Source organism: Pontibacter toksunensis, assembly GCF_042686245.1.
GTDB lineage: Bacteria > Bacteroidota > Bacteroidia > Cytophagales > Hymenobacteraceae > Pontibacter > Pontibacter toksunensis.
In genome coordinates this window covers 1-26,664 of sequence record NZ_JBHUOX010000039.1, presented here as the reverse complement: position 1 = coordinate 26,664, position 26,664 = coordinate 1, and the positions used below count along the sequence as shown (strand labels likewise).

General features: G+C 49.6%; 20 protein-coding genes and 2 pseudogenes. 12 read left to right on the top strand and 10 right to left on the bottom strand.

Annotation, left to right across the window (positions count from 1 at the left end):
- A pseudogene (locus ACFS7Z_RS25565) lies at positions 1-395 on the bottom strand (hypothetical protein); the annotation flags it as partial.
- Between the two features lie 366 nt (positions 396-761).
- Between ACFS7Z_RS25565 and ACFS7Z_RS25560 the strand changes: the two are divergent.
- The 4 genes from ACFS7Z_RS25560 (at position 762) to ACFS7Z_RS25545 (ending at position 3,930) form a co-directional block, all read left to right on the top strand.
- A complete protein-coding gene (locus tag ACFS7Z_RS25560) occupies positions 762-1,313 on the top strand; it encodes a hypothetical protein (protein WP_377491694.1) in 552 nt (183 codons plus the stop codon).
- A 365-nt stretch (positions 1,314-1,678) separates the two neighbouring features.
- Entirely contained in the window at positions 1,679-1,834 is a 156-nt protein-coding gene (locus ACFS7Z_RS25555) for a hypothetical protein (RefSeq protein ID WP_377491691.1), read from the top strand.
- Positions 1,835-2,058: 224 nt separating this feature from the next.
- Positions 2,059-3,105 carry a tRNA preQ1(34) S-adenosylmethionine ribosyltransferase-isomerase QueA gene (queA, locus tag ACFS7Z_RS25550; RefSeq protein WP_377491688.1) on the top strand — a complete coding sequence of 349 codons (1,047 nt, stop codon included), beginning with the start codon at positions 2,059-2,061 and terminating at the stop codon, positions 3,103-3,105.
- Between the two features lie 129 nt (positions 3,106-3,234).
- Entirely contained in the window at positions 3,235-3,930 is a 696-nt protein-coding gene (locus ACFS7Z_RS25545) for a 2-C-methyl-D-erythritol 4-phosphate cytidylyltransferase (RefSeq protein ID WP_377491685.1), read from the top strand.
- Positions 3,931-4,080: 150 nt separating this feature from the next.
- On the opposite strand, the gene ACFS7Z_RS25540 is transcribed toward ACFS7Z_RS25545, so the two are convergent.
- The 3 genes from ACFS7Z_RS25540 to ACFS7Z_RS25530 form a co-directional block, all read right to left on the bottom strand.
- Entirely contained in the window at positions 4,081-4,806 is a 726-nt protein-coding gene (locus tag ACFS7Z_RS25540) for an ABC transporter ATP-binding protein (RefSeq protein ID WP_377491682.1), read from the bottom strand.
- A 100-nt stretch (positions 4,807-4,906) separates the two neighbouring features.
- Positions 4,907-5,128: a DUF2795 domain-containing protein gene (locus ACFS7Z_RS25535; RefSeq protein WP_025608825.1), complete on the bottom strand. Its 222-nt coding sequence runs from the start codon at positions 5,126-5,128 to the stop codon at positions 4,907-4,909.
- 290 nt (positions 5,129-5,418) lie between these two features.
- Positions 5,419-6,732: a DUF349 domain-containing protein gene (locus ACFS7Z_RS25530; RefSeq protein WP_377491679.1), complete on the bottom strand. Its 1,314-nt coding sequence runs from the start codon at positions 6,730-6,732 to the stop codon at positions 5,419-5,421.
- A 350-nt stretch (positions 6,733-7,082) separates the two neighbouring features.
- On the opposite strand from ACFS7Z_RS25530, the gene ettA reads away from it, so the two are divergent.
- Both ettA and ACFS7Z_RS25520 read left to right on the top strand, forming a co-directional pair.
- Positions 7,083-8,753, top strand: a complete 1,671-nt coding sequence (ettA, locus tag ACFS7Z_RS25525; protein WP_377491676.1) for an energy-dependent translational throttle protein EttA — start codon at positions 7,083-7,085, stop codon at positions 8,751-8,753.
- Positions 8,754-9,398: 645 nt separating this feature from the next.
- On the top strand, positions 9,399-10,394 hold the full coding sequence (locus ACFS7Z_RS25520) for a GNAT family N-acetyltransferase (protein WP_377491673.1): 996 nt from the start codon (positions 9,399-9,401) through the stop codon (positions 10,392-10,394).
- Here ACFS7Z_RS25520 and ACFS7Z_RS25515 read toward each other — a convergent pair.
- Together ACFS7Z_RS25515 and ACFS7Z_RS25510 are read right to left on the bottom strand one after the other, a co-directional pair.
- A complete protein-coding gene (locus tag ACFS7Z_RS25515; protein ID WP_377491670.1) occupies positions 10,391-11,368 on the bottom strand; it encodes a zinc dependent phospholipase C family protein in 978 nt (325 codons plus the stop codon). The genes ACFS7Z_RS25520 and ACFS7Z_RS25515 overlap by 4 nt on opposite strands.
- 74 nt (positions 11,369-11,442) lie before the next feature.
- Complete coding sequence (locus tag ACFS7Z_RS25510; RefSeq protein ID WP_377491667.1) at positions 11,443-12,333, bottom strand: DUF3078 domain-containing protein; 891 nt, start codon at positions 12,331-12,333, stop codon at positions 11,443-11,445.
- 360 nt (positions 12,334-12,693) lie between these two features.
- Here ACFS7Z_RS25510 and ACFS7Z_RS25505 point away from each other — a divergent pair, with 360 nt between their 5' ends.
- Positions 12,694-14,343 (top strand): alpha-amylase family protein, encoded by a 1,650-nt coding sequence (locus tag ACFS7Z_RS25505; protein WP_377491664.1) that lies wholly within the window; start codon positions 12,694-12,696, stop codon positions 14,341-14,343.
- A gap of 100 nt (positions 14,344-14,443) precedes the next feature.
- Here ACFS7Z_RS25505 and def read toward each other — a convergent pair whose 3' ends face one another.
- On the bottom strand, positions 14,444-15,013 hold the full coding sequence (gene def / locus ACFS7Z_RS25500; protein WP_377491661.1) for a peptide deformylase: 570 nt from the start codon (positions 15,011-15,013) through the stop codon (positions 14,444-14,446).
- The gene (gene ruvX / locus ACFS7Z_RS25495) at positions 15,010-15,426 is read right to left on the bottom strand and encodes a Holliday junction resolvase RuvX (protein ID WP_377491658.1); all 417 of its coding nucleotides are present in this window, start codon (positions 15,424-15,426) and stop codon (positions 15,010-15,012) included. Before ruvX ends, def begins: the two co-directional genes overlap by 4 nt.
- A gap of 420 nt (positions 15,427-15,846) precedes the next feature.
- On the opposite strand from ruvX, the gene ACFS7Z_RS25490 reads away from it, so the two are divergent.
- The 5 genes from ACFS7Z_RS25490 to ACFS7Z_RS25470 all read left to right on the top strand — a co-directional run bounded on the left by ACFS7Z_RS25490 (position 15,847) and on the right by ACFS7Z_RS25470 (position 22,517).
- A complete protein-coding gene (locus tag ACFS7Z_RS25490; RefSeq protein WP_377491655.1) occupies positions 15,847-17,508 on the top strand; it encodes a S41 family peptidase in 1,662 nt (553 codons plus the stop codon).
- A gap of 58 nt (positions 17,509-17,566) precedes the next feature.
- Complete coding sequence (locus ACFS7Z_RS25485; RefSeq protein ID WP_377491652.1) at positions 17,567-18,739, top strand: homogentisate 1,2-dioxygenase; 1,173 nt, start codon at positions 17,567-17,569, stop codon at positions 18,737-18,739.
- Positions 18,740-18,864: 125 nt separating this feature from the next.
- Entirely contained in the window at positions 18,865-19,392 is a 528-nt protein-coding gene (locus ACFS7Z_RS25480; RefSeq protein WP_377491649.1) for a hypothetical protein, read from the top strand.
- Between the two features lies 1 nt (position 19,393).
- Positions 19,394-19,786 carry a co-chaperone GroES gene (locus ACFS7Z_RS25475; RefSeq protein WP_377491647.1) on the top strand — a complete coding sequence of 131 codons (393 nt, stop codon included), beginning with the start codon at positions 19,394-19,396 and terminating at the stop codon, positions 19,784-19,786.
- A 211-nt stretch (positions 19,787-19,997) separates the two neighbouring features.
- Positions 19,998-22,517, top strand: coding sequence for a DUF5916 domain-containing protein (locus tag ACFS7Z_RS25470; protein WP_377491644.1), 2,520 nt, complete (start codon positions 19,998-20,000; stop codon positions 22,515-22,517).
- Positions 22,518-22,661: 144 nt separating this feature from the next.
- Here the strand turns inward: ACFS7Z_RS25470 and ACFS7Z_RS25465 are convergent, their stop codons facing one another.
- Complete coding sequence (locus ACFS7Z_RS25465) at positions 22,662-26,438, bottom strand: S8 family serine peptidase (protein WP_377491641.1); 3,777 nt, start codon at positions 26,436-26,438, stop codon at positions 22,662-22,664.
- 108 nt (positions 26,439-26,546) lie between these two features.
- A pseudogene (locus ACFS7Z_RS27480) lies at positions 26,547-26,664 on the bottom strand (IS1 family transposase); the annotation flags it as partial.

Genomic DNA, 26,664 nt, shown 5'->3' with positions numbered 1-26,664 from the left:
TCCTTTGCCTTCTCTGTCTTCAGGAGGTAGGGAATCAGCCCGAGCCTGATTTTCTCAACCGCCTCTTTCCGGTCTTCATCGTCCGTGGCGGTGGCCTGCCTGATGTACTGCTTCACCTCATTCATCCCGGAGAAGGCATCCCGCCCCTCAAACTGGAGCTTGTACTCACGGCCTCCGCTTCCCGTGGTCTGCGCTGTAATCAGGATGTAGACGTTGGCCTGAAAACGGTCATTCACATAGTCTACGAAAGGTATCTCCCGCCTGATGTAGTCCCTGTCGCAGTAGGTTTGGCAGTCCAGGAAAACGCGCAGGTTGTCGACTTTTTCCACAGGGGACTGCGCAAGAGAGGTGCTGACGCAAAGAAGCGCGAGCAGGAGATGGAAGATTGTTTTCATATAGCGGAATTATTGTAAAGTGGCAAAAGGAACAGAAGGTGCAAGGCGTATATAAATTTACACAATTAGTTGGTTAAACATAGTTTTTGTATATTTATAATATTCCTATATGCGTTTTAAATAAAGACTAAGGCTATACGGGAAGGTGACAATGAGAGCGTTTCAAAGTCTCACCTAAGAGCGGGGACCAAATCTGTTCAACACCACAAAGCGCCTGTAGCTTTGCTTTTGTGTATCTGATAAGTTATTGAAATGCCTAAAAGAATATTGTACCCAGGCCTGTTAATGCTTCTGCTTCTGACTGCCTTAGCGACAACTTTGTATGCGCTTAGATACTATAACCTCAAAAGATTTACCATTAGCAATTTGTTTTTTAAGGGTAAAATTGCCCTCGCTCCATTAGCCGGAGTAGACGAATCATCATGGGAAGTACGGTTTATCAAGTCACAGATTGAAGACATCTATGGCTTTGAGGTGGATGTGCTTGATAGACAGAAAATGCCTAAAAGTGCCTACGATAGCCCTCCCGGTTATAATGCAAGTCTGTTACTTGATTACCTGACCGCAGCCATGCCAAACAAGTATGATAAGATAATGGGAGTAACCGACAGTAGCATTTATGCTACCAAAGAAGATTCCTCTAACTGGGCTGTCAATGGGCTTTCCTATAATGGTGGGGTAGCATGTGTAATTTCAACGCATGCGTTTGGAATTAAAAAGCTCAATGGTGGCAGGTATGAGCGCAGACTTGCCAAAGCCTCACTCCATGAGTTAGGGCATACACTCGGATTACCTCATTGCGACAACACACCTTCCTGCTTCATGACAGAAGCCCGTGAGCAAGTTAAAACGATAGACAGTGAAGAAATTATCTTGTGTCGCAGCTGTAAAAGATTGATAGCCTTTGCACAGAACTGAAGCGGTGTAACTGCACTAACGGCCCTGGCATAGTATCGATGATTGCATCTTGACGTCTAATGGCCGCGGCAAGACGCTGATTTTTACGGTCTCACCTTAATTACACCTAAAGCCTTTATTCCTGTGATCGGGAAGTGGTCAGGTAAAGTGAGTGTAATTGTCGCTACAGATAGAAAAGCTACAGATAGAAAAAGGAAGGCTCCTCATAATGAGGAGCCTTCCTTTTTCTATCTGTAGCCAATTAGCTTTTTTACGGGCAGGGAAGGTGCTGTGGGAGGTATGCGTACAGGAAAGGCGCTGCCGCACAGAGTTATACTATAGACAGGCTGCCTCAAGTTGTTCTGGTTTACAACTACCGAAGGCACTTGACGCTGTGGGTTTTCATCAGGCCGCAGATGGTGTTTTTCTCCAAGTTCACGTGGGAGATAAAGCCACGCAAGGTGAGCAGCATTCCGCTGGTGCTTGTGCCCTCTATAGCGGACTTCACCCGGGAGGCCAGTATCGTGTGGCTGTTCCTATAGGAAAGGTAAACACTTAGGTAAACAAATCCCTGCCACGCATACAAGGCATGGAACCTAAATTATATAATTTAGATTTTAATAATGTACCTTTGTGCCCTACTTTTGCAGCACTGGCGCGTAACTTCAGTTGTATTTGTTTACCTGTGTCAGAGGTGATAAGAGCGTAACTTGTTGATATATAATAAAATATATTATTAGTTATTAAATACCGTAATATTTAATATATGAAATTATCCGAATTCAAATTCGACCTTCCTGAAGAATATTTAGCCACCCACCCCTCCGAAAACCGCGATGAGTCCCGCATGATGGTGGTGCACCGTGCTACCGGAAAAATTGAGCACCGCGTTTTCAAAGACATCCTGGAGTACTTTGATGATGGTGATGTGATGGTGGTGAACGATACAAAAGTGTTCCCGGCGCGCCTTTACGGTAACAAAGAGAAAACAGGCGCTAAAATAGAGGTATTCCTGCTGCGCGAGCTAAATAAAGACATCCACCTGTGGGATGTGCTGGTAGACCCTGCCCGTAAAATCCGGGTGGGAAACAAGCTGTACTTTGGCGAGAGTGACCTGGTGGCCGAAGTTATTGACAATACCACTTCCCGTGGCCGCACCATCAAGTTCCTGTTCGATGGCTCAGATGAGGAGTTTTACAAAGCCATCAACGACCTAGGTGAAACGCCGCTTCCGAAGTATATCAAGCGTGAGGCGGAGCCTGAAGACCGCGAGCGTTACCAGACAGTGTATGCCAAGAACGTGGGTGCCGTTGCTGCCCCTACCGCTGGTCTGCACTTCACAAAAGAAGTACTGAAGCGCCTGGAAATAAAAGGTGTGGACGTGACCCCGCTGACGCTTCACGTAGGCCTGGGTACTTTCCGCCCGGTGGATGTGGAAGACTTGACAAAGCATAAAATGGACTCTGAGAACTTTATGGTGCCAGCAGAGACTGTTGAGATGGTGAACAGAGCGCTTGACAACAAAAAGCGTGTTGTGGCTATCGGTACCACTACCATGCGTGCGCTGGAGTCTTCTGTATCTGCTAACAACCGCCTGAAGGCAAACGAAGGCTGGACAGACCGTTTCATTTTTCCTCCATATGATTTCAAAATCGCGAACTCACTGGTAACTAACTTCCATATGCCGGAATCCACGTTGCTGATGATGACAGCTGCCTTTGGTGGATACGAGTTGATTATGGAAGCATACCAGCAGGCTATAAAAGAAAAATACCGTTTCTTCAGCTACGGCGATGTAATGCTGGTGCTGTAGTAAGCAGCTTGCCAATATGAATTAAACAAAATGCCCCGGCTCTGCTAAAGCCAGGGCATTTTGTTTTATCCATAATAGATCATTGGTACATTAAGTTACGTTCATCACTCCCAAACTCTCTAACTCTCTATGTCTCAACTCCCGGAATATGCAATTATAGTGGCAGGTGGCTCAGGCAGCCGGATGCAGCACGAGGTGCCCAAACAGTTTATAGAGGTGGCTGGCAAACCTATCCTGATGCATACCATTGCGCGGTTTTATGAGTACAACCCTGACCTGCGACTGATAGTAGTGCTGCCGCAGCAACAGCTGCACACCTGGCGCGACCTCTGCCGGAAATACAACTTCAAGCTTTTCCATATGGCCGTAGCGGGTGGAATTACACGTTTCGGTTCGGTGAAAAACGGGTTGGATGCAGTGCTGGGAGAGGGGCTGGTAGCGGTGCACGATGGCGTAAGGCCTTTTGTAGAGACAGGAACTATAAAAGCCGCTTTCGAAGCCGCTGCTGTACATGGCAGTGCCGTGGTGGCGGTATCACCCAAGGATTCCATTCGGGAACTCACACCACAGGGCAGCCAGGCCGTGCCGCGCGCTAATTACAAGCTGGTGCAAACGCCACAGTGCTTCCTGGCAAGTATACTTTGCCGGGCCTATGAGCAGGCGGAGCAGGAGCACTTCACAGACGATGCTTCTGTGGTAGAGCAACTAGGGGAGAAGGTGGTGCTGGTGGAAGGAAATTATCGCAACATCAAAATTACTACCCCCGAAGACCTGATTCTGGCAAAAGCTTTTGCAAGGGCGGAACAGGAAAAACATAATGCCTAAAGGAGCAAAGCTTATCTGTAGAGACGCAATATTTTGCATCTGGATTTTGTAGCAAGAGCAGACTCCCTTTCCGCTTTACGTCACCAGTATGATACCGGCGCCAGGCAAACGTCTTTTGCCTGAAATATAACACTAAGGTCCAGCATCTACTTACAGCACAGGTTGCCGGCCTGCCTCCAGAAAAGCCTGGTTGGCCTTTACCGATGCTGGTGTAATGGCTTCTAGGGTTGGTGCGGGCTTCGAGAGATTCAGCAGGTAGCCCTGTAGCGGAGGCAGGTTCTGCAGGTCGTGGGTGATGCAGAACACTGTCTTTCTCTGCTGGAGCACCCACTGCTGCAAAAGCTGAAACACCTGGTTTTTATAGTACACGTCCAGCTGCTGTGTCGGCTCGTCCAGCAGGTTTATCGCGGCATCCTGCAGTATCAGCTGTGCCAGCCACACCAGTTGCTGCTCGCCACCGGAAAGTGTGGTGAAATCATGATCTAACAGGTGAGAGAGCTGCAGGTGATGTAGGGTTTGGGCAGCCAGTTTATAATCAACGGCATTATAGTTCTGGAAAAAGCTTTTTTTCCGGAAAAGGCCCATTACCACCAGATCGTGCACCTTAATGGGGAAGCCAACGGTATTTTTTTGAGGAAGGTAGGAGAGCAGTCCTCTTTCTGTCGCGCTTGGGAACTGCTTCAGGTCTTTGCCCTGCACCAGCAGTTGCCCTTCGTAATCCACCTTCTGCTGGAAGGCTTTGAAGAACGTAGTTTTACCAGCGCCGTTGTGCCCTATAATGGCTATAAAAGCTGGGGATGGTACAGAAAAAGAAAGGTTGCGGATAAGGACACGCTGTCCATAGCCCGCAACCAGGTTTTTTACTTCAATGATCAAATCCTAAATCAATTAAAAATTAGAAATTCAAAATTAGAAATGGAGAACAAGCTTCCCCCTCAAACGCTTCTAGTTTCTAATTAATAATTCGTAATTCTTCTTAGTACTCGTCTTCATTGAACATGAAATCCTCTTTGGTAGGATAGTCAGGCCAGATTTCCTCAATGTTCTCGTATGGCTGTCCGTCATCCTCAAGGGCCTGTAGGTTCTCTACAACCTCCATTGGGGCACCTGAGCGAATTGAAAAATCGATAAGTTCATCTTTAGTGGCTGGCCAAGGTGCGTCCTCCAGATATGATGCTAATTCTAGTGTCCAGTACATAGTATTTTCTCCTTTAAAATATTGGCTTTTTGAAATGGTTTGCAAAAGTATGAATAAAAACAAAAACAAAAATTTTCAGCAAAAATAAATTTGCTTTTTTTGTCTGTTTTTACCAACACAACGCAAAAAAAGCGCAAATGTTCAAAAAGGCTGTAATATTTTTTTGCATCTAAAGAGCATCTGTAACAGCAGTTGCAGGGGAGGCTGGCGGTGAGCCGGATAGATTATAAACAGCCCCGGCTGCAGGTGCAACAGGGGCTGTTCCAAATAACTGTACGAGAAGAAAATACTTATCTGCTGATAGCGCTAAGCTGGTTTTTAAACGACTCTATCATTTCTGTCTTCGTGTTGATCTTGCGCTTAAAGTTCCGGATCTTACCCTGCAGCATGTTGCGGAAAGCATCATTGCCCGGGGTGTCACTCAGTTTGCCTAAATTATCCTCCAGTACCTCCATCTCGTTTTTGTCTGACTTTATGAAATCCTTCAGCGCGTTGATACGGGCCTGCAGGTCATCTGTTTCTGAGAGTGTCTGGTTAGCGGCTTGCTGGCGTTTGCGGATGTAGTGCTCCAGGCTGCTCATCTCAAACACTTTGTCGCAGGCCTTGATAAAGCGCTCCCAGATCATGTCAGAAACCTCCGGGCTTACAGGGCCTACTTTTTTCCACTCTGCCTGCAACTCCTTTGCGCGCCTTACGGCATCGCCCAGGCTATGCCGCTGCAAAAGCTGCTCCCCTTCCTCTACCAACTCCTTTTTGCGCTCAAAGTTCGTCTCGTAGTACTTGCCCCTCGACTCGTTCTTTTCGTTGTTGATCTTCTTTTTCAGGCGCTCAAAAAAGTGATTGTGCGCCTTCCGGAAGTCTGTCCACAGCCGCGTCATGGTTTTGCGCGGAAGGGTGCCGCCTACTTCTTTCCACTGGTTCTGCAAAGCCTTCAGTTTGGCAGTGGTGCCTTCCCAGTCTTCAGAATTCTGCAACGATACAGATTGAGAAATGAGGTCGCGGTACTTATCGTAGACGCGGTTCTGCATCTTCTTCTTGTCCTCGAAGAAATTTTTCTTCCGCTCAAAGAAGTTCTCAATTGCCGTTTTAAAACGCTCCTCTATCTCCTCTGTCAGATCCTTCTCTACCGGTCCTGTTTTGATCCAGGTGGCCCGGAGTTCCTTCAGTTTCTCAGTTGTCTCCTGCCATTCAATGCTATCTGTCAGGGCCTCAGCCTCCTGTGTCAGCGCTATTTTGGTTGTCAGGTTCTTCTCGCGGTTCTGCTTAATCGTTTCATTTATGTCTGACTCTGCCTTGCTCAGTGTGTGGTAGATTTTCTCAAAGTCACCCAGTGCATCGTAGCTTCCCACCTGCTCCTTCATGTGCAGCACTTTCATCAGGAAAGAGCCTTTGTTCTCAGAGGTTTCAATGCGGTCCAGCAGGTTCTTCACTTTTTCCTGGAACATCTCGAAACGCTTTGCGAAATACACCAGCGAATCATCTTCAGACTCTTTTACTTCGCCTACCTGCCGTGCGGGGTAGTTCATAAAGGGCTTTAGCCACACTTGCTGGTCCTGAATAAAGCCGTACTTTTTGGCTTCTTCCAATAGATCGTTGTTTTCCATTAACTGGATAGGGTTATGGGTCGAAAAAATAGGGTAAGGCGACAGAATATGACTAATCCTAACATACGCAGGTTAACCTGCAGCGTTTGTCATTACTTCTAGGTATTAAAAGTGAATGGCAACGCTACTGAACGAACACCAGGTGCTAAAATAAGTCTGGACATACTATACCCATACTGTTTTTTACAAGTTTAATGATTTCAACCAATTTTGTGAAGCGTGAAGCATGAATTTTTACGATATTTGTAATTCTTTAAGGAATAAAATATCAGGCAGATAGGATTCACCGCTGGGGCTCAGTTGCCTTCGCTTTGTTAATTAAATATTAGAATAAAACGATAAACTACAGCATGAGTAACGAAACTATAATTTTCTCAATGGCTGGGGTAAGCAAGATCTACCCGCCAAAGAAACAAGTGCTAAAGAATATTTACCTGTCATTTTTCTATGGTGCTAAAATCGGCGTGCTGGGTCTGAACGGGTCCGGTAAGTCGAGCTTGCTTAAAATCATTGCAGGTGTTGATAAAGAGTTTCAGGGTGAGGTGGTGTGGTCTCCGGGCTACACAGTAGGCTACCTGGAGCAGGAGCCGCAACTGGACCCGACGAAAACGGTGCGCCAGGTGGTGGAAGAAGGCGTGAGCGAAGTGGTAAGCCTGCTGCGCGAGTTCGACGAAATCAACATGAAGTTTGCCGAGGAGATGACGGACGATGAGATGAACAAGCTCATTGAGCGCCAGGGCGAGGTGCAGGAGAAACTGGACCAGATGAACGCCTGGGAACTGGACAACCGCCTCGAGCGCGCCATGGATGCCCTGCGTACGCCGCCGGAAGATGCTATCGTCGGGAACCTGTCGGGTGGTGAGAAGCGCCGTGTGGCCCTTTGCCGCCTGCTGTTGCAGGAACCGGATGTGCTCTTGCTGGACGAACCAACTAACCACCTCGACGCGGAGTCTGTAGACTGGCTCGAGCAGCACCTGCAGCAATACAAGGGCACCGTTATCGCCGTAACCCACGACCGTTACTTCCTCGACAATGTAGCCGGCTGGATTCTCGAGCTGGACCGTGGCGAAGGTATTCCGTGGAAAGGCAACTACAGCAGCTGGCTGGAGCAAAAGGCTAATCGCCTGGCGCAGGAAGAAAAAACGGAGAGCAAGCGCCAGAAAACGCTGCAGCGCGAGCTGGAGTGGGTGCGTATGGCACCGAAGGCACGCCATGCCAAATCCAAGGCACGCCTTAGCCAGTATGATAAGCTGGCCGGAGAAGACGCCTCTAAGAAAGAAGAGAAACTGGAGCTCTTTATACCGGATGGTCCACGCCTGGGTGCCCAGGTAATTGAAGTAAACCACGTGAGCAAGGCGTATGGCGATAAACTGCTGTTTGAAGACCTGAACTTCGCGCTGCCGCAGGGTGGTATCGTGGGCATTATCGGGCCGAACGGTGCCGGTAAAACCACTTTGTTTAAGCTGATTACAGGACAGGAGAAACCGGATGCAGGTGACTTCGCCGTTGGTTCTACGGTACAGATATCATACGTAGACCAGGAGCATACCCAGCTTGACCCGAACAAGTCTGTGTTCGAAGTTATTTCAGGCGGAACCGAGCACATGATGATGGCAGGTCGTCAGGTAGTGTCCCGGGCCTATGTGAGCAAGTTTAACTTTACAGGTGGCGACCAGGAGAAGAAAGTAGACAAGCTGTCGGGGGGTGAGCGTAACCGGGTGCACCTGGCCATGACGCTGAAAGAAGGTGGTAACCTGCTGCTGCTCGATGAGCCGACAAACGACCTGGACGTAAATGCCATTCGTGCGCTGGAAGACGCGCTGGAGAACTTTGCCGGTTGCGCCGTTATCATCTCCCACGACCGTTGGTTCCTGGACCGTATCTGTACCCACATACTTGCTTTCGAGGGCGATTCGCAGGTGTACTGGTTTGAAGGTAACTATACCGAGTATGAAGAGAACAAGAAGAAGCGTTTGGGTGATGCAGAGCCACAGCGCATCCGCTATAAGAAACTGGTTTAATTCTTAGTCCGGGAGATTAAAAGTCAGAGATTAACAATTTATCTGAAGCTGATTATTGAGAGGCCGCTGCTTAACTGCAGCGGCCTTTTATATGAAAAGAGCACAGTAATTTCATGGGTCACTAAATTGAACAAAAAATTATAAGAATAATTAATAGAGTTTGCTCGGCTTTACATCTTCAGAAGCAGCAGGGGTTACTTGAGTGATTTAAACCCATCATTAACAGCGTTATAACGCTGTTAAAATATTGCTTTTCTATCTAAAATAAGTTAACAAAAATTGCAGTGATTTCGTAAAATATGTAGAAGACAGCCAGAGGTTTATAGTGTTTTTAAACATTTAATGGATGTCAGCCATGAAAAATTTTTACTCTAGTAGCAAGGAAGCGATTGCCTATTGGCTTATCGCTGGTTATTTCACCGTTGTAGGTACTATTGCAGTGGTAGTATCCTAGGAACAAACTTCAAAGTGTAAACCAAAAGAGGCTGTCCGGTAAGGGCGGCCTCTTTTGGTTTATAGTACCGTGTGTGCCTAAAGCATTCTGGTGCCTTCTTCCATCTGGAGCAAAGCGTAGCACTGCAGATATTGCTTCACTTTCGTATCTTGCTTCACGCATCATGCCAAACGCCATTCTATCTATACCTCATGCCTGTCCTCTACCTGCCGCACACTGACATTGACCTGGAGCAGTGGGATGCCGTGGTGGAGCGCTCCCCGCAGCGGCAGGTATACGCCATGTCCTGGTACCTGGATGTGGTGTCGCCGGGGTGGGAGGGTGTAGTGGAAGCAGACGATGCAGGCAGCTACAAGATGGTGATGCCGGTGCCATGGCGAAGTAAGCTGGGCATACGCTATGTGCAGCAGCCCTTGTTTTGCCAGCAACTGGGCATTTACGCCCTGGAAGGAAGAGTACCACACGGCACTTACCTGACCTTTATTCAAGAGCTATACCAGCGCTTCCGGTATGTGGTAGATTATAATTTTAATACCGACAACCAGTTGCCTTCGCTGTTACTGCCGGAGGTGGAGGCAGGGCAAACCGTAACGCTGTACCTGAACCTGCACAGCAGCTATGAGCAGCTGTACAAGGGCTATTCCCGTGATAGGAAGATGAACCTGAAACGCGCTCACAAAGCAGGCCTGCAGCTCAGGGAAAGCGATAATATAGAACTTATTATCCGGTTTTTCAAAGAAGAAACAGCCGGGCGCATTTACGGCGGTGTAGCAGCTGGAGCCTACGATATGCTCCGGCAGCTGTACCAGGTGCTGAGGGAAAAGGGCGTGGGCAAAATGTACTATACAGTAGATAAAGAAGGGCGGGAAAACAGCGGCTGCCTTTTTATTATCTGGGGCGGGCGCATTGTCTATATTTTCAACGCTGCCCCGCAGCATGGACGCAGGCAGAATGGCCGCACCCTCCTCATTGACCATATCATCCGGAAATACGCCGGGCAGGAGCTGTTATTCGACTTCGAGAGCCCTGATGAGCGGGAGCAGGATATTCTCCACTTCTACAAAAGCTTTGGACCTGAAGTAAAGCCTATTCCGGTGCTAAAGTATAACCGCCTGCCGAAGGGAGTGAAACTCATGCGGGAGGCCCGGCTGCAACTGGTCCGGAAACTAAAGGGCCTGGCAGGCTAGTTTCCGCCTTCTTCACGGGGTTTATGCGGACCTGCTTCATACTCTTTTTTCTCCATCTCAAGTCGCTGCTTCTCCTCTGCCGTGAGCGCCTTCGGAAAAGTGCTGAGGTCTGGTTGCCCGGCATCTACCCAGGCGGTGTACCAATAGCTGGCAATAGTCCGGATGGCTAGTCGCATCTGCCGCTCTACCTGACCGTTTAATTTATCGCTGTAGGCCTGTGAGAAGGCGAGGGAGTACACGCGGGTGGTGAGGTTGTTGCGCACCTCAAAAGAGTATTTCTTCTCCTCGTCGAATGCATGCGTGAGCTCTTTCTCGAAGTACAGCACAGAATCGAGGGCGGTGTGGGCACTGGCAACCAAATCCCATGCCCGTAGCTGCGGCTTCTCGATGTATTGGGCCTGGCCAACAAAGAAATCATAGTCGTTTGAGAATAGCTCAGGCAGACGCGTTTCCCAGAAAGCATGGATGCCGCGCTGGCCGGTTAACTGGCCATTATAATTCCGGGTAGTATGCAGCGGCACGCAGGCATCGGCTACATAGTGCCCCATTTCGGTGCTGAGGCGCAGGATGCGGTCGAGGTTGCGCTCCTTAAAGGCCTGCGTCAGCTGGTACTTCATCAGGCTGATGTGCCACGGCACAATACCATAGGCCTGCAGCGTGTCTTCTGTATACTGCTCCACGGCCTGCTGCCAGAAACGCGGCACTTTGTACAGCGCGCTGTCGCCGTATACATCCAGGTCAATGTAGTGGCGGGGTGCTTCCCATTCCACGGCATAGCGGCGGCGGTCGGGGTTCACGGCATTTTCGGTGATGTAGCGGATATGCTTTTTGTAGAAGCCGATCATTTCCGGTGGCAGCGTAAACACTGCCAGCCTGTTAATGCGCTGGTGCGCAAAGAAGCCCCAGCCATAGCTAAGCTGTGGAAGAAGGAATGTGAGCAGTAGAAAAAGAGCAACGCGTTGTTTGCCAGCCATATCTGCCTCTTACGGGAACAGCGAATTTATTGATGTTATTGCGCTGCGCCTAGAGCCTCAGGGCAATTTTGTGGCTACCTGCCCACCGTAAAGCCCTCTAAGGTATACAGTATACCCAAACCCAGAGACTGGCTGTATTGTACACCAGGATCCTGGTCATAGTCATAAATGACATTACCCATTAGGTTAACGCTAATGTAGCGGTTTATCTTGGCGTTCAGCACAGCATTCAGACGGTGGTCCACCCGCTCAAAGGAAAATTCTCCGTAGTTAAGGTAGCCCATGTAATTGAGTTTCAGGTTCAGGTTGGTAGCAATGTCGCGCTTAAATGAGGCCTGCACCATGGCAGCAAGCCACTCGGTGCGTACTGTCTTTCCCTCAGGCACACCATAACGCTCGTTATCTGCTACTTCGTCGTCTACCACAAACGTAAAACGCGGTGCAAAAGGGCTCAGGCGTAAAGAGAAAGAAGGATTGGGTTTATACTCCGCACCGAGGGCAAAGGTCAAAAAAGCCGGCGACAGGAAGTTGGATATCAGCAGGTCAGTGCCGTCAGCGTCAATGTTGTAGTTGTAGCCTGGTGCAAACTGAGAGAGGAAGTTGGCCGAAAAAAAACTGTTCCAGTCAGAGGAAAGCTTGTAGCCGTATTTCGAGTCAAGGTATATGCGGTCAACGCTTTTGCGCATCTCCTCGCCCTTATTTTTGACAAGGCCATACTGCAACTGCACTTCATTATCCCATGATACCCGGCCTTTGCTGTAGTCTGCTCCGGCATTGAGGTGCGAGTTAAGCGCGATGGAGTTAACGCCTCCTGCTCTCCAGTTTTCGCTGAAGGCCGCCTGGTTTAAGTTTATTCCTGCTGAAAAGTTTCTCCTCCAGGTGGTGTCGGCTTCTGTTTCTGTTTGTGCCAGCACCACAGTCATATTTACCAGCAGTGCAAATAGTGTAAGTAAAATTTTATTCATGATGTGTGTATAAATATTCATCGTTCTGTTCTAGTAATCTGCTAAAACAAGGGCCTGTTGCTCTTAGTATACTTGCCATAGCTTCTCTGCCACATGGTCCTGCATTGTACAAAATCGGGTTGCCCAACAGCTTAGAGCGGTTAAAGTGGCAGACAAAGCTAATGTTAAGAAGGCGGTAGTACCAGAAGAAAATTAGCCAATGTTTGTTTCCGTGGTAGAAAATAAGGCTGGAGTAGCTGGCGCTGCAGTTTGAAGGTGCTGAGGAACATGCTTTTCGAAGCTCAGCTTCTACCGCAAACCTTTTTTCCTGTTTTCTCACGTATACGAAAATTCAATTATTCAACCAACGCACAGCACCCCATGATACAAGACCTTTGGTATAAAAACGCAATCATCTACAGCCTGGACCTGGAAACCTTTATGGACCTGAACGGGGACGGCGTCGGCGACTTTGAGGGTCTTGCCCGCCGCCTGGACTACCTTCACGCCATGGGCATCGACACCGTCTGGCTGGCGCCTTTTCAACCAACACCGAACCAGGATAACGGCTATGATATTAAAGACTACTATGGTGTAGACCCCCGGCATGGCTCCAGCGGCAACTTTGTAGAGTTTATGCACCAGGCCAAGAAGCGTGGCATTAAAGTTATCATAGACCTGGTGGTGAACCATACTTCAGACCAGCACCTCTGGTTTCAGGACGCCCGAAGCAGCAAAGATGCCAAGCACCGCGATTGGTACGTCTGGTCTGAGAAGAAACCCTCTGACTGGGACGAGGGCATGGTGTTTCCGGGGGTGCAGAAAGCCACCTGGACCTACGACAAGCAAGCCAAGGCATATTACTTCCACCGTTTTTATAAGTTCCAGCCTGACCTGAACATAGACAATCCTGAAGTGCGCGCCGAGATTCGCCGGATCATAGGATACTGGCTGGAACTTGGAGTAGCTGGTTTCAGGGTAGATGCAGTGCCCTTCCTGCTGGAAACGCAGGTGCCTGGCAAATCCGATCGTAAGATCAGGTTTGAGTACCTGCATGAAATCCGGAAGTTCCTGCAATGGCGGCGGGGAGATGCCGTGCTGTTGGGTGAAGCCAACGTGGCGCCCGATGAGAGCCAGGAGTACTTCGGTGAGAATGGGGAAGGAATTCACCTAATGTTTAACTTTTACGTGAACCAGTATTTGTTTTATGCCCTGGCCACCGCCGACACCGGGCCTTTAAAAGAGGCGCTGGAGGCGACGCGTAATAAGCTGCATACTACCCAGTGGGCCCAGTTTCTGCGCAACCATGATGAGTTGGATCTGGGGCGGCTCACGGAGGAGCAGCGGCAAAAAGTATTTGCCCGTTTTGCTCCCGAAGAGCATATGCAGTTGTATGGCCGCGGAATTCGCCGCCGGCTCTCTACTATGCTGGGAAACCGGGATCAGTCTGAGCTGGCCTACAGCCTGATGTTTTCGCTGCCCGGAACACCGGTCATCCGCTATGGTGATGAGATAGGCATGGGGGATAACCTGGAACTGGACGAACGGAACGCTGTGCGCACACCCATGCAGTGGTCAAGTGATGAGCAGGCTGGCTTCTCGGAGGCAGAAAAGCTTATACACCCGGTCATAGACGATGGCCCTTATGCCTACCAGCATGTGAATGTGGAAACCCAGCGTCGTCAGCCAGACTCCCTGCTCAACTGGATGACCACGCTGATCCGCCTGCGCCAGGAGTGCTCAGAAATAGGATGGGGGGATTGGCAGATACTGGACACAGGACGCGACCAGGTGCTGGCGATGCACTACAACTGGGAGGGAAGTTCCCTTGTTGTACTTCACAATTTTGACCAGAAAGCCCATGAGGTGGACCTTAAACTGAAGCAGGAAAAAGAGTCAAAACTTATAGATCTGATGGCCAATAAAGAAAGTGAGGCCGATGCGAAAGGTGTTCATCACATTACACTGGAGGCGTATGGCTATCGCTGGTTCCGTGCCGGCGACCTGAGCCACATGTTCCGGAAAGGCTAACTGGCGAGCGTAGAACGATAACCAGAAGAATCATTAGACAAAGAAGCGCCTGCTGCAAAACTGCAACAGGCGCTTCTTTATTTATCAGGAAAGAAACAATTCATCTCCTTTTAGAGAGAGCCGGAAACTTCATTTTATAGTCCGCGTCTACTTCTCCCTTCGATATTTTAGACAGCTTGTTTTTAATAAGCCGCTTCTTCAGTCCGTTCAGGTGATCCGTGAACAGGATGCCTTCAATGTGGTCGTACTCGTGCTGAATAACGCGAGCCGTCAAGCCATCATAGGTGTCTTCGTGCTCGTTCCATTCTTCATCGAAGTAGCGGATCGCAATACTTTCCGGGCGGTACACGACCTCCCGCACACCTGGTATGCTCAGGCAGCCTTCTTCAAAGCCCCATTCCTCCCCGTCTTCCTCTATGATCTCAGGGTTGATAAACACTTTCTTCACACCTTTTCCTTTGTCCTCATCGTCCATCATAGGCTCAGAGTCAATCACAAAAAGGCGGATGCTCTTGCTGATCTGCGGAGCGGCTAGGCCTACGCCGTGGGCAAAATACATGGTCGAGAACATATCCTCAATGAGTTCCTTCAGGTCCGGGTAATCTCTCGGGATTTCTTCTGCTTCTTCTTTTAAAACTGGATCGCCGTAAGCGGTAATCGGATAAATCATATAGTTCTGCTTTCTAAATACGACTGTAAAATAATGGCGGCACTCACGCGGTCTACGGCTTCTTTGTCCTGGCGGTCTTTCTTCTTCAGTCCGCCGGCCAGCATGGCCGCCTTTGCCATGGAAGACGTAAAACGCTCGTCCACGGTATGCACCGGTATGGCAGGAAACTCCTTCTGCACCTTTCGTACAAAGCCTACCACATGCTGGGTAGCTTCGGTGTCCTCGCCTGAAAGGCGGCGCGGCATTCCTATCACAATCGCCTCCACTGGCTCGCGCTGCACATATGCTTTCAGGTAGGATAACACATCTTTGGCGTGAACGGTTTCTAAAGGGCTGGCGATTATCTGGAGCACGTCGGTAACTGCTATCCCCACACGCTTTGTCCCGTAATCAATCGCCATTATCCTTCCCATTGGTCTGTTCTTAAGCCACAAAGGTAGAAAATTTATCTTCTCTTCTAAAGGGCGCCTTTGGGCACAAACAACTCCTCTTTCCCTGTGCCGTCACATTGCTTACCACCATGCAACGCGCAGGTAGTATGAATCTTGACATGGCACCAGTTTTACAGAGTCAAAGGGGGCTCTGTCGATAAATAAGGTAGGTACATCTAAAAGTGGTGCAGTTTTCTCCTGAAGAGGAGGAAGTATAATTTAAATTATTTTAAATTAGATGGTGTTATAGGTAAGAGGCGGTATATTATAGCCCGGAAACGCTGCAACTTTCAGCATTTGTACTTGTATAAGAGATATAGCCCCTCAATGTGATTTTATGTGTCACCGGCTGCTGTAGTATTTTAGCGAAGACAGGTATACGCACTATTAATTTGTAAGACTATGGATAATATGGAGCACGGAGAAGAAAAGAGAAACGTCCGAAACTCTCCATTTCAGATAAAGCTGCCGCTGTTTATTGCGATGGCGCTGGTTGTGGGTGTGCTGATTGGGGCCACTACCTTTTCGCCATCCTCCAATAACCCGCAGGGCACAGCCAAGAGCTACCTGAAGTTCCGGGACATCCTGAGTTATATAGACCGCGATTATGTGGACACCGTGGACATAGAGGAGCTGTCAGACTTTGCCATCACCAAAATGCTGGAGAAACTGGACCCGCACACTGCTTACATTCCGGCGGACGAGATAGCCATGGCCCGTTCTTATTTAGAAGGAGACTTTGAGGGGATCGGCGTGGAGTTCAACATCATCAAGGATACTATTTATGTGATTACGCCGCTGAGTGGAGGCCCGTCGGAGGCAGCAGGCATACAGGCCGGAGATAAAATAATTGGCGTAGACGGGGAGAATGTGGCTGGCATCGGTATCAACAACGAGGGTGTGTTCCAGCGCCTGCGCGGTCCGAAGGGATCCAAAGTAAACCTCACCATTAAGCGGGAAGGCACCAAAAAGCCTCTTGACCTGACCATACACCGCAGCAAAATCCCGACACACTCTGTGGATGTAAACTACATGGTGAACGACAGGACAGGCTACATCAAAGTGAGCCGCTTCTCAGCGAACACCTATGAGGAGTTTAAGCAGGCCCTGACAGAGCTAAGGCGCAAAGGCATGCAGCGGCTTATACTTGACCTGCGCGGCAACCCCGGTGGCTATATGGACCACGCCATCCGGATGGCAGATGAGTTTATATCAGGCGAGAAGATGATTGTGTATACCGACGGCAAGGGCGACAAGTATGATTCCAAAACCTATGCCCGCACCAAAGGAGACTTTGAGAACGGGCCGCTCATTGTGCTGCTGGATGAAGGAAGTGCCTCTGCCGCTGAGATTGTGGCCGGCGCACTGCAGGATAACGACCGTGCCCTGATTGTAGGCCGCCGTTCTTTCGGCAAGGGACTGGTGCAGATGCCTATACCGCTGAACGACGGTTCTGAGCTGCGCCTGACCATTTCCCGCTACTACACGCCGAGTGGCCGCTCTATTCAGAAGCCATACACGGCCGGATCAGAAGAATACCAGATGGACATCATGCATCGCTTTGAGAACGGGGAGTACTTTCATCCGGACAGCAGCCTGTTTGTGGATTCGCTGAAGTACCATACGCTACGAGGCCGCGACGTATACGGCGGCGGCGGTATTATGCCCGATGTGTTTGTAGCCCGCGACACCATGGAGCTTTCTCCTTACCTGAGTGAGTTGTACAACAAGAACATCATCCGGGAATATACCCTGGAGTACTACCGAGAGCACCGCAAGGAACTGGATAAGATGTCGTTTGAGAAGTTCAACAAAACCTTTCAGGTAACAGACAAGATGCTGCAGGAGGTGGTAAAAATGGCTGAGGCGGCAAACGTGGAGTATAAACAGGAAGAATACGCGCGGTCCAGAAGCCTGCTCCGTAACAACATAAAAGCATTTATTGCGCGCAGCATATATGGTAACAAAGGGTTTTTCCCGGTGTTGCACGAGTCAGATGAGGAGTTCCAGCAGGCCCTGAAGCATTTCAACCAGGCCATGAGCCTGGCAAAGGGCGGGGCCTGAATGTTAAAATCGTACAGCGGCGCCTGTACTGCCTGAACCATAAACATAGCACTATCGCATGGCTTACTATTATCGGTTAGGAGAAATCCCCCATAAAAGACACACCCAGTTCCGGCAGCCGGACGGCAGCCTCTACGCAGAACAACTGGTAGGCACCCATGGTTTCAGTGGCGTTTCCTCGTTGCTGTATCACATTCATCCCCCAACACAAATCAGTCGCATCGGGGAGGCCAGACCTTATGCTCCTAAGAGGGCAGAAAACATAAAGCTGGCGCCGCATCACCTGCGCACCTTGCAGGTGGAAACCACAGGCACAGACTATCTGAGTGCGCGTAAAACCATGCTGTTCAACAGCGATGTGGCCATCAGTATCTGTAATCCTTCAGAACCAGAAATGGATTACTACTACAAAAATGCGCAGGCAGATGAGGTAGTATTTGTGCACGAAGGAAGCGGAGACCTGCTCACACAAATGGGCCGTATTCCGTTCAAGCCTGGCGATTACCTGGTGATTCCGCGCACTATCATCCACAAGTTCCGGTTCGATGCAGGGCAGATTCGCCTGCTGGTAGTGGAGTCTTTTAGCCCGGTGGAGACACCGCGCCGTTACCGTAACCACTTCGGGCAGTTGCTGGAGCACTCGCCGTTTTGCGAGCGCGATATTCGCCCGCCTGTAGAGCTTATTACCGAATCGGAGCGGGGCGAAAGGCTTGTGCAGATAAAGAAAGAAGGGGAGCTGCACCAGTATTACTATGACTTCAGCCCTTTTGATGCCGTGGGCTGGGACGGATACTTCTATCCTTACGCGTTCTCCATCTATGACTTTGAGCCTATAACTGGCCGCATTCACCAGCCACCGCCGGTGCACCAAACCTTCGAGGCGCACAACTTTGTTATCTGCTCTTTTGTGCCGCGCCTCTTCGATTACCACCCGCTGTCTATACCGGCGCCTTACAACCACTCCAACGTAGATTCTGATGAGGTGCTGTATTATGTTGAAGGCAACTTTATGAGCCGAAAAGGAGTCGATAGAGCTTCCTTTACAATACATCCGGGCGGTATTCCGCATGGCCCGCACCCGGGCACAGTAGAGGCAAGCATCGGCAAAAAAGAGACAGAAGAATATGCTGTGATGGTGGATACGTTCAAACCTTTGCATCTGACAGAGGAAGCGTTACAGTACATGGATGAGAAATACCCGATGAGTTGGAACGAACACAGTAAGGGATAAGCATATATAGTAAAAATTGTAAGTAAAATGCTCCGGCATTTGTAAATTAGCGGCAGGGAAGCCCGGTGGAAGCCGTACTCCCTGCCGCTAATTGTATTTTATTACTTACATCTCATCCTTATTCCATGAAAAAGATTTATTTAGCTGTAGTTGTTTTGTTCTCCTTTCTATCCGTGGCCTGTGAGAAGGTAGATGATTTGCTCACCTTTTACATAGAGGAAAAGGAAGTCATCACCATTGAATCCCATTTTCCGGTAGGAGCACTGGTGCCACTTACTCCCATCACGGTCACCACCAACTCAGAAGAAACCTTTAAGAACAACAAGACTCGCGCAGAACTGGTAAAAGACGTAACACTTAACAGGCTGAACCTGACAATTACCAATCCGCAGGGAGAAAACTTTAACTTCCTGAAGAAAATAGAGATTTACATTTCCAGCGAGAAGAAAGCCGAAGTGAAGCTTGCGTACCTGGAGGAAGTGCCGGCGAATGCAACAACGTTAAATTTGAAGTCAACCAATGCCGAGTTGGATGAGTTTATAAAAGGAGACACGTACAGCATCCGAACGCAGGCGGTGTTGGCTAAACCTGTGTCCAGGGATATAACCATAAAAGCTGACATGCGCTTTAAAGTGACAGCGGACCCCATATAAAATGCATACCATACAGATGAGGATTTCTGAGAAAAATAAATTAGAGAAGATCATTATTGTTGGCGATCGGGTGCTGATAAAGCCGAAGACGGTGCGCGACCAGACGAAGAGCGGACTATACCTGCCGCCCGGTGTGCAGCAAAAGGAAAAGGTGCAGGAAGGTTACATTATGAAGGTAGGCCCGGGCTACCCGATTCCGGCCGACTATGGCTACGACGATGAGTCGTGGGGAGGGGAGGAGGAAGAGGTGCGCTACATTCCGCTTCAGGCCAGAGAGGGCGACCTTGCTATTTACCTGCAGCGCGACGCCATCGAAATCAGCTACCTGGAAGAACGGTACTTTATTGTACCACAGTCGGCGGTGCTGATGCTGGTGCGCGAAGAGGATTTGTAGAGCAATAACAGCTATTCATTGGTAAAAGGGCCACGCTTGTATAAAAAGCGTGGCCCTTTTCTGTGCCACCTGCGCCGTGAGGGCCTAAAGCGGTAACTTTACAGGCTGGTTAGAATCAAACTTTATTCTTCCTGCTAAGCAACCATCACTGTGCCGGCTGCATCTGTTATAGTACTTGCCTGTTACAAGCTACCGCACACCACCAAAAACTATGAATTTTCCTCTTTACACTGTTTCCAGGCTTACGCTTCTCTGTTTCTTCTTAGGATGCCTCTGCTGCACTGCCAACGCGCAGGAGCAACAGCCCAAAAAGGAAACAACTAAATATCCGCAGAAAACACTGCAGACCCTGCGCATAACGGAGCCGCCCAAGATAGACGGCGTGCTGGACGAGGCTATCTGGCTACAGGCGGAAGTAGCTACGCAGTTCATTAAGAACAGGCCTAACCCTGGAGGGATAGAGAAGCACCCGACAGAGGTGCGTGTGCTGTATGATGATGTGGCGATTTATATAGGTGCCGTGATGCACGATGTGTCGCAGGACAGCATTTTTAAGGAACTGGGCCGCCGGGATGACATAGGCAACACCGATTTCTTTGGCATTTTTCTGGATACCTATAAAGATGAGATAAATGGCTTCGGCTTTTTTATTACACCGGCAGGAGTGCAACTGGATGCCCGCTACTCCTCGAATGGCGAAGACTTTAGCTGGAATGCTGTGTGGGAAAGCAACGCCAGTCTACAAGGCACGGATTGGGTAGCAGAGATAAAGATACCTTATTCAGCTATCCGCTTCGGTAGCAAGCCGGAGCAGGTATGGGGGCTGAACTTTATGCGCAATCGGCAGTCTACGCGCGAAGGCTTTTTCTGGAACCATGTGGAGCCTGCCAAGAATGGCTTTGTGAACCAGTGGGGCCTGCTAAGGGGGCTGCAGAACATCGAATCGCCGCTCAGGCTGTCGCTCACACCCTACATATCAGGATACATGGAGCGGTACCCGGTAACGGGAGCCGAGTCGGAAAACGGAGGACATAAGCAGGAATTCAACTTTAGCGGGGGCCTTGATCTGAAGTACGGCATCAACGATGCTTTTACCCTTGATATGACCCTCATCCCGGACTTCAGCCAGGTGCAGTCAGATAACAGGGTGCTTAACCTCTCGCCGTTCGAGCAGCAGTTCAACGAGAACAGGCCGTTCTTTTTAGAGGGCACCGAGCTTTTTAACAAAGGAGACTTCTTCTACTCCCGCCGCATTGGTGGCTCTCCCATAAACTATGGTGCTGTTTATGATGAGAAATATGCTGGTTATGAAGTGCTGGAAAATCCCCGGCAGACGAAGATGATAAACGGAACAAAAGTATCCGGGCGCACCCAGTCGGGTTTGGGTATCGGGATATTTAATGCGGTGGTAGGCCGGCAGAGCGCTGTATTACAGGATAGCGAAGGCAGGAAGGTAGAAGTGGAAACGCAGCCCTTTACAAACTATAATATCGCTGTTTTTGACCAGTCACTTAAAAACAACTCTTTTGTCACGCTGGTGAACACAAACGTGATGCGGCAGGGCGGTACCTATGATGCAAACCTAACCGGTGCGCTTTTCCAGTTACAGAACAAGGACAACAAATACGCCGTGGACGGTAAAGCCGCCCTCAGCCAGCGGTTTTTCTCCGGAAATACCAATACTGGTTACATGTACCGGGTCGGATTCGGGAAGGTAAGTGGTAATTTTCAGTACAGGGTGTCACACTCAGTGGAATCAGATACTTACAACCCGAATGACCTTGGTATTCTGTTTCGCAACAACAACATGGAGCAGGAAGTTAATTTCTCTTACATGAAATTAGAGCCGTTCTGGAAGCTGTTAAACCTGTACACCAATTTTGGAGCGGAATATTCGCGCAGGTACAAGCCTAACACGTTTCAGAACTTCGTGATCTATGGGAATGTGAACGGCCGGTTCAAGAACTTCACCAGTGCCGGACTAAACTTTAACCTGGAACCTGTAGAAACCTATGACTTCTTTGAGCCGCGTGTAGAGGGCCATTACTATACTTTTCCTGTTAACTACAGCGCCAACGGCTGGTTCTCCACAGACTATCGGAAGCGCCTCGCGATGGAAGTGGGAGTGTTCTACCGCCATTTTGAGGAGAATGACCGCCGAAGCGTAAACTTCTTCATTTCACCACGCTTCCGGGTAAACAACCAGTTAAGCTTTTCTTACAGCATCGACACAGGGAAAAGCTACGACGACATTGGCTACTTTACCAGGTTAGCAGCGGTGGACGGAACGGAGACGCCGGAGGAGAAGATAATCTTTGGCCTGCGCGATGTGAACTCTATCTACAACAGCCTGTCCGGAAGCTATATCTTTAACAACCGTATGTCGCTGGCCCTGCGCGTGCGGCACAACTGGTCGGAGGTAATGAACAAGCAGTTCTTTGCGCTGGAGCCGAACGGTGAACTTGTGAGCGATCCATACCAGGCGGAGAAGCCAGCTTTAAACTATAACTCCTTTAACATGGACCTAGTGTACTCGTGGTGGTTTGCTCCCGGAAGTGAAATCAGCATCGTCTGGAAGAACTCTTTCGAGGAAAACGTGAACGTAGTGCAGCCGCGTTATTTCGATAACTTCTCCCATACCATGTCGTCGCCGCAGACGAGCATTTTCTCTGTAAAAGTCCTGTATTACATCGATTACCTGACGTTGAAGAAGACGCTTACCAAGTCATAAACCGGTCAAAAAGGGTTTTAGGTATTAGGCTTTCCTGGTGTGAAGCGTGTATACCAACAGCTCAGGTAACTTTATAATTTTATGAAGCAGAAAGAGCAGCCCTGATATCTCAGGGCTGCTCTTTCTGCTATAGTATGATATGATTTAGCGGCGTATGAGCAGCTTCCTAGTTTGCAGCTTATCGCCGTGCTGCACACGAAGAACGTACATTCCGGAGGAATAAGCTTTCAGATCAACTTCTCCTCTGTACTGGCCGTTAAACTGTTGTACCTCGCCAGTGTATATCTGCTTGCCCAGCAAATCCACCACTTCAATAAAGATGTCCTGTGTACCCGCTGTCTCCAGTGTAAAGTTAAATAGGCCGTCTTTGCTTGGATTCGGGAACGCCATCAACTCAGCGCTCACACCACGCTCAGAAGTGAGCGCATCAAAACGAAGCACAGCAGAAGCTTCAGAAATACAGCCGTTTGCTGTCACCACTACGGTATAGTTCCCGCTTTCTGTAGGGGTGATTTTAGTGCCTGTCGCGCCTTCTATTACTCCTCCATCCAAGAACCACTGGTTACCCGCCGGCGCACTCGAAACAAGGGTTTTGCCGTCGCGCATAACTACTGGCTGATCCAGAGGTGCCCCGGCTATCATTTCTACTTCTGCACGCTCACTTCTGCAACCTAGTCCACGCACCTTCAGGTCATAGAAATAGTAGTAGTAGTCCAGTGACGTAGCAGAAGCTGAGTTGGTTGCTGTGTTACCCGTAATGGAAATCACATTCGGTATTTCAAACGGATAACCTTTTACACCGGCATTGTTCCGGTAGATAGTAGCGCCATCCTCATAGGAGATAGCAATGTTATACGTGCCAGCTTCAGGTAGCTCCAGACCCAGGTAGTAAATAGCGCCTTGGTCTGCCGGATCGTCCGGTTGCACCCCGGGGCCGGGGGTGGTGCGTGTAGGAGATACCTGTAAGGTGCGTGTAGACACCGGAGAGCCATCCGCATTATAAGCTGTAAAGGTTATTTTGCCGCCATGGCCAATGTATAGTCGCGCTGTTTCAAGCACCATCGGTGCTTTGGTGTTGATGAGCACATCCGGGCTGAACTGGTTATATCCACCACCTGTGGCAAACGACTTGTTGGCCGCTCCCAGTGTACCTGTAAAGTCGCTATAAGCTGCATATAATTGGCCGTTAGTAACCTCGCTGGCAGGTACCTGCACCTGGTTTCCTGCTGCCAGTGGCTGCATGGCCGTTGGGGAGTTATACCAGAAAATAGTGCCTGTTCCCTCGTGTGTTAAAGTATAGTGCGGCGCATTGCCGCAACGGGCTGCTGATACATTGACAGGTGCTGCCACGTTCTGCGAGACAGTGAAAGTGCGCTGCATCCGGTTGTTTGTTTCTACGGCATCGCCGGGCAGGTTAGAGAGCGCCACCAGTTCATACGATTTACCTGCCTCTGTTGCAAAGGTGCTGCTCAGGAGCAGTTCTGCTTTTGCATAAGGCTCCAATGTACCTGTGTAAGTGCCGGTCAGTTGCTGTACCTCTGTCCCGTTTTCGCGCACGCTTATGATAACCGGTATATTGGTTTGGGCCACCGCACCCAAGTTCCGGAGCATAACCGATACCGCCTGTGCCGGTGTAGCGCAGAACGTAGCCCCTTGCGGTGCCACGGAAGTTACGCTAATGTCCTTACCGGGCTGCGAGAACTGCACCAGGTAATCCTGCGTTTCGCCACGGCCATAGGTGCCGCAAGGATTTACATCGGTTGCCTGGGTTGTCTCCTGCAGCACCACGCGCAGGCGCACCTTATTCCCGACTACAGCTGTAGCAGGAGCTTGGATAGGAGCGTTAAAAGTTGCCATGCCGTTCAATACTTCGGAGGTAGCTACAGTTTCGCCAGCATCTTCAAAATCACCGTCACCATTCCAGTCAGCAAACACCTTGGCTATCTTAGGTGCATCTGCGGCACAAGTGCCTGTTGTTACAGATAGTATGGCACTTTGATCTGGCTCTAAAGTGAAAACGTTGTTTGTCAGGTCCTGATATGTTGTGCAATTGACGTTAGAGTTTACGGCTTTCGTACCGATAGCAAACTGTGTGATTTTAGCACCAGCATCGGAAGCAGGGGCACTGGCGCAAACAGCTGTACCACCTGTACCGCTTGCCAGCAGTGAGTATGCCTGCGGGCCTTTCTGTAAGGAACCTTTATGAGAGATAGTGATGGTGTATGCTTTACCAGGTACAGCATTCTCAATCAGAACCTGCTCTACGTTATCCAATATGTTATCGCCTGTTACAGCCGCAGCGTCAGGTTTTGTCGGGTCCAGCTTCCAGGGAAGGTAAGTAGTGCCGGCACTGGCTACGCGTATGTCCAGGTCGTTCACCAGGCGCGGGGTACGGTTGTTCAGTGCATTGGCACCTGCCGCTGTCACACTGCCTTCAGGGTCTGTCCAGGCAATCGTTACTCGTAAAGGACCTGCGCCAGAGGCACGGACTTCTACTTTTTGCGACTGCCCCTGTGCTATGGATTTTTCCTGTAACAGGTGCGTGCCGTTGCTATTGGTAAGCAGGTTAGCAGCGCGCAAAGCGTTCATCAGACCCCATCCGTAGATATAGTCCGGGCCTTTGGCTGTTCCTGCCTCGTCGGCAGTATGAATGGCTAAAGCTTTGAGTGTGGCGGCACGCATCACTTTACCGTTGTTCAGGTTAGCATAATGCTCCTGTAAAAGTAGCAGCGTACCGGCAACATTGGGCGCTGCCATAGAGGTGCCGCTCAGTGTTTTATAGTCGCGGTCGCTGTTGGAAGAGGTTGACAGTACCGATACACCGTTTCCTACAATGTCCGGTTTGATACGACCATCGTCTGTAGGGCCATAGCTGCTGAAGGGGGAAACCTTTACATCCTCAAACCTGGTATAGCCATCAGAAAGAGGGGCAACAGCACCTACTGATAGTATGTTCTTCGCATTTCCGGCAGTGGAGATCACATCATAGCTGTCGTTGCTGCTCAGGTTGGCGGAACGGGATTTAACCAGGTCAAATTTACCATCGCTTTTACGCTGGAAGTATGGCTTGCCTGTTTCCGGGCCTCGCTCGCCGCGGTTGTTTCCAACTGACTTCACAATCAGGTAATAGGGGGCATTATAGGCAATCTTATCCCAGCTGGCAGCTTGTTTGTCGTAGTAGCCAAACCGGTAGTCTTCTGTGGCGCTTATGTCAGCATCACCCCACCACTCCCAGTAAGGATCCTCGTCGGTACCTTTGCGGTCGGAGTTATAGCGCCAGCCCGTAATAGAGCCGTAGGAGTGGTTAGATACCAGCAGGTTGTCTGCGGCCTTGGCCATTTCTGCCTCATCACCGTCAAAATCATACGCCTGCAGGTTAGCGCCGTAGGCCATACCTTTTGCCAAGGCATTCTGGCCACTGGCTATGAGGGTGCCGGCCACGTGCGTTGCATGCTCACTTGCCTCAGAAGCATCATCTTTAAACTGCACACGTTCTTTCAGCTCCTGGTGTGTTCCTCTGATACGGCCACCATCCCACATGGCAAGCTTAGAGGCTACAGAACTGCTGGCCCCGCTCAGGTTCAGGCCAAGCGAGCCACCTGCCCAAAGCTGGTCTGTTTTAGTGGTAGCAGCTGCACGGGAATTATTGTACGTAATGTAGTAGATGGGCACGCCCCTGGAGTCAAGGCCTTGCAGCGAGATGAAGGTGCCATCTTTATAAGTCTTCTCAATTACCCATCCGTTTTGTTTCGCCAGCTTTATTGCTCTGAACCGTTCTGCTTTAAAATCTTTTTCTGCGGCTACAGCAATCTTCTGTAGAGCCTTTATATTGGTCTGTATAGGGGTGTTGTTATGCTGTGCAACCGCCGGAGTTGCAGCTGCCAGCCCAAGGGCAACAAGCCAAAGGCTCAGTCTTCTCATAAACAAAGGGTTGGGTATATTTTTTACTATGCTCAAGTTACTTCAAAAGCACGATAAAGCCAAAGTCGTTCCATTTTATACCTCAAACTTGAAAATTTGGGTTGTGGTCTAGAATGTATGATGGTTTCGGTAATAGAAAATTAGCTTCATTGCATTGTCATGATTCTGCTCTTTTTTCGAGAAGCAGGCTGTTTTTCTGACTATCCTCCTGTTCCTGGTCCTCAGG

Bases quoted from the DNA above. Each gene is read 5' to 3' on its own strand.
- ACFS7Z_RS25470 (WP_377491644.1), top strand. From the start codon at position 19,998: ATGAATTTTCCTCTTTACACTGTTTCCAGGCTTACGCTTCTCTGTTTC.
- ACFS7Z_RS25535 (WP_025608825.1), bottom strand. From the start codon at position 5,128: ATGTACTGGACACTAGAATTAGCATCATATCTGGAGGACGCACCTTGG.
- ACFS7Z_RS25505 (WP_377491664.1), top strand. From the start codon at position 12,694: ATGATACAAGACCTTTGGTATAAAAACGCAATCATCTACAGCCTGGAC.
- def (WP_377491661.1), bottom strand. From the start codon at position 15,013: ATGATTTATCCGATTACCGCTTACGGCGATCCAGTTTTAAAAGAAGAA.
- ACFS7Z_RS25490 (WP_377491655.1), top strand. From the start codon at position 15,847: ATGGATAATATGGAGCACGGAGAAGAAAAGAGAAACGTCCGAAACTCT.
- ACFS7Z_RS25485 (WP_377491652.1), top strand. From the start codon at position 17,567: ATGGCTTACTATTATCGGTTAGGAGAAATCCCCCATAAAAGACACACC.
- ACFS7Z_RS25530 (WP_377491679.1), bottom strand. From the start codon at position 6,732: ATGGAAAACAACGATCTATTGGAAGAAGCCAAAAAGTACGGCTTTATT.
- ruvX (WP_377491658.1), bottom strand. From the start codon at position 15,426: ATGGGAAGGATAATGGCGATTGATTACGGGACAAAGCGTGTGGGGATA.
- queA (WP_377491688.1), top strand. From the start codon at position 2,059: ATGAAATTATCCGAATTCAAATTCGACCTTCCTGAAGAATATTTAGCC.
- ACFS7Z_RS25515 (WP_377491670.1), bottom strand. From the start codon at position 11,368: ATGGCTGGCAAACAACGCGTTGCTCTTTTTCTACTGCTCACATTCCTT.
- ACFS7Z_RS25475 (WP_377491647.1), top strand. From the start codon at position 19,394: ATGCATACCATACAGATGAGGATTTCTGAGAAAAATAAATTAGAGAAG.
- ACFS7Z_RS25480 (WP_377491649.1), top strand. From the start codon at position 18,865: ATGAAAAAGATTTATTTAGCTGTAGTTGTTTTGTTCTCCTTTCTATCC.
- ACFS7Z_RS25510 (WP_377491667.1), bottom strand. From the start codon at position 12,333: ATGAATAAAATTTTACTTACACTATTTGCACTGCTGGTAAATATGACT.
- ACFS7Z_RS25520 (WP_377491673.1), top strand. From the start codon at position 9,399: ATGCCTGTCCTCTACCTGCCGCACACTGACATTGACCTGGAGCAGTGG.
- ACFS7Z_RS25545 (WP_377491685.1), top strand. From the start codon at position 3,235: ATGTCTCAACTCCCGGAATATGCAATTATAGTGGCAGGTGGCTCAGGC.
- ettA (WP_377491676.1), top strand. From the start codon at position 7,083: ATGAGTAACGAAACTATAATTTTCTCAATGGCTGGGGTAAGCAAGATC.
- ACFS7Z_RS25465 (WP_377491641.1), bottom strand. From the start codon at position 26,438: ATGAGAAGACTGAGCCTTTGGCTTGTTGCCCTTGGGCTGGCAGCTGCA.